3 protein-coding genes and 1 pseudogene are annotated in these 2,749 nt (G+C 65.6%); 2 read left to right on the forward strand and 2 right to left on the reverse strand.

All coding sequences use genetic code 11. From position 1 onward, the window contains the following. A partial coding sequence (locus ACRDUX_RS17375) for an MMPL family transporter (protein ID WP_526415263.1) occupies positions 1 to 1,512 on the reverse strand: 1,512 nt, incomplete at its 3' end. Between the two features lie 153 nt (positions 1,513 to 1,665). Between ACRDUX_RS17375 and ACRDUX_RS17380 the strand changes: the two genes are divergently transcribed. Further along, positions 1,666 to 2,211, forward strand: a complete 546-nt coding sequence (locus tag ACRDUX_RS17380; protein WP_526415264.1) for a DoxX family protein — start codon at positions 1,666 to 1,668, stop codon at positions 2,209 to 2,211. Between the two features lie 83 nt (positions 2,212 to 2,294). Further along, entirely contained in the window at positions 2,295 to 2,417 is a 123-nt protein-coding gene (locus ACRDUX_RS17385; protein WP_140689392.1) for a hypothetical protein, read from the forward strand. 57 nt (positions 2,418 to 2,474) lie between these two features. Here the strand turns inward: ACRDUX_RS17385 and ACRDUX_RS17390 are convergent. Then, positions 2,475 to 2,749 (reverse strand): annotated as a pseudogene (locus tag ACRDUX_RS17390) (nitronate monooxygenase); the annotation flags it as partial.

Raw genomic sequence — 2,749 nt, forward strand, 5'->3', positions numbered from 1 at the left:
CGCATCGGAGAACAGGGGCGCGGCGCTGCCGACGGTGAGGAACGCGCTTCCACCGGCCACACCGGTGGCCGCGGTGGGCGGTCCCACCGGCTTGCCGCCGACGAACGTCGCGGTAGGGGCGGACACCGACGTCACGTCGGGCACCAGGGACAGTGCGGCGGCGTACCGCTCGATGGCCTCCTGGGACAGCCCGTTGGCGTCCGGTACGACGACCGAGACGGCGGTAGAGGAGTCGTCGAGGAAGTCGTTGCGGAGCTGGTCGCCCACCTGGTGGGCGGATGCCGACGTGGGCAACACCCGGTCGTCCGGGAAACCCCACCTGACGCCGAGGAACGGGGCGCCCAAGGCCAGCAGGAGCACGATGACCGCCAGCCCGACGGGGATGGCCCGACGCATCACGGCCCTGGTGGATCGGTACCAGAACACCTGCTCGACGGGTTTGGGAGCGGGCTCGGGCCGACGACCCAGCCGGCGGAACAGTCTGCGGACGTCCAGAGCGTCCAAGCGGTCGCCGAGCAGCCAGATCGCCGCGGGGGTGACGATGACCGCCGCGGCCGCGGCGAAGCCGACGGTCGCAATGCCTGCGTAGGCGAAGGACTTCAGGAAGTACATCGGGAAGATCAGCATCGCGACCATCGACAACGCCACCGTCGTCGCGGAGAACAGCACGGTGCGCCCCGCGGTCGACATCGTCCGCATCAGGGCCTTCTCCCGCGGGACACCGTCGGCAAGCTCGTCGCGGTAGCGGCTGATGATCAGGAGGGTGTAGTCGATGGCCAGGGCCAGGCCCATCGCGGTGGAGAGGTTCAGGGCGAAGACCGAGACGTCGGTGCCGAAGGTGATGAGCCTCAGCACCGACATCGACCCGACGATGGCAAGGCCGCCGACGACCATGGGCAGCGCGGCCGCGACGAGTCCGCCGAACACCCAGACCAGCACCAGGAAGCTGAACGGGATCGCGATCGACTCCATCAACAGCAGGTCGCGCTCGCTCTGCGCGTTGATCTGCGCGTAGACCATGGCGATGCCGCCGGATCGCACGGTGACGCCGGCCCTGTCACCGACGACCTCGTCGGACAGTTCCTTGGCGTACTTCTGCGCGTCGTTCTCGCCACCGGTGATGCCGGCGATGATGAGTCCGGACGTCCCATCCCTGCTGGTGAGCTGTGCAGCAGCGGGCCGCGGCACGGTCCACGCCGACGTGACGCCTGCGACGTGGGGCGACTGCTTGAGACGACCGACGATGTCATGGGCGACGGCGGAGGCCTCTCGACTGGAGATCCCGTCGGGCGAGGTGACGGTGACGAACATCTGCATGTCGCCCTGGCCGAACTTCTCCGTGAGTAGCGACGTGGCCTTGGACGATTCCGAGTCGGGGTCCTGGAAGCCACCCGCCGACAGGCTCTTCGCCACCGGGATGCCGAACACCGCCGCAGCCACCATGAGAAGTGCTGCGATGACGAGAATGCGACGCGGGGCGGCGATGGCCAGTAGTGCGATTCGGTGCAGCATGTCAGTCCTTTCGGCCATACCCGCGATAACTTATCAGCGATAACTCAGGACCGTCAACGGGTTCTCATCTCGTTCCACGACGTGGAGGAGCCCGAGGTTCAGCCTCCCAGGCGGGTAACGGGAAGTTCACAGAAAACGCTTAGGGTGGTCCGCGTGACGACCACGGAAGTGAGTTACCCCGCCACCGAACGTTCGTCTTCGTTGTCCGACCTCGGACTCCTCGTCCTACGGGTGGCGATCGGCGCCGCGATGCTGCAGGCGGGACTGATCAAGGCGTTCGACATCGCCGCCGCCATCGAGTTCATGGAAACCAGCGGATGGCGGATGTCCACCTTCGCCGCGTACCTGGTGACGGGCACCGAGGTGGTGGGCGGTATCGGACTGTTTCTCGGTTTGCTCACGCCGCTTGCAGCGTGCGGCGTGATCGCGGCGATGATCGATGCCTGGGCGGTGAACGTCTCCGGAGCGGCGATCTGGTCGGACCCGTTCAACGTGCCATTCCTCGCGGCCTTCGCCGCAACGGCCCTGCTCTTCACGGGTGCGGGCGCCTACTCGGTCGACGCGAAGGTGTTCGGCCGGGCGCGGTGGCCCGGCATCGTCACGATGGGGTTGCTCGTCGTCGCGGTGGCTGCCGCAGTCGCCACCTGGATCTTGCTGAACGGCACCAACCCGATCCATCTCCAGAGCCCGCCGGCCTAGAACCTACCCGCAGGTAAGAATTGCCACTGTTGTCACAATCGTGACTCAAAGAACTCTTAATGGTTATGGTTACTGTTCAGTACATGTGGATCGACGACACCAGTGCAGATGTCATCAAGGTAGATTTCGAAGCCCTCTATCACGGGGACTTCCTGGTCGAGGGTGACTGCTCCGAGCAGTTCCCCGACCTCGCTCAAGCAGTCTGACCGCACGCACGCTCAACGCGTGCGGCCGACTGCTTGACCTGCGGTTCTATCTAGGTTCTACGCGGATACTGCTGCGACCGCCGACGGTGTGACCATTCCGCCGAGGCGCCCGGTGATCAATTCTTCCGCTTCTCTCACGATCCTCGAGATCAACTCTTCGCACGTCGGGATGTCATCGATCAGGCCCATCACGGTGCCCACGGTCCAAATCCCCGCGTCGAGATCGCCGTCATCGAACACCCGCCGCCCACGAACGCCGGCAACCAGGTCCTTGACGTCGGAGAACTCACCGCCGCCCTTGAGGATCTCCACCACTTCGCGCGACACCACAT

It is taken from the genome of Mycobacterium sp. (assembly GCF_050701675.1).
GTDB lineage: Bacteria > Actinomycetota > Actinomycetes > Mycobacteriales > Mycobacteriaceae > Mycobacterium.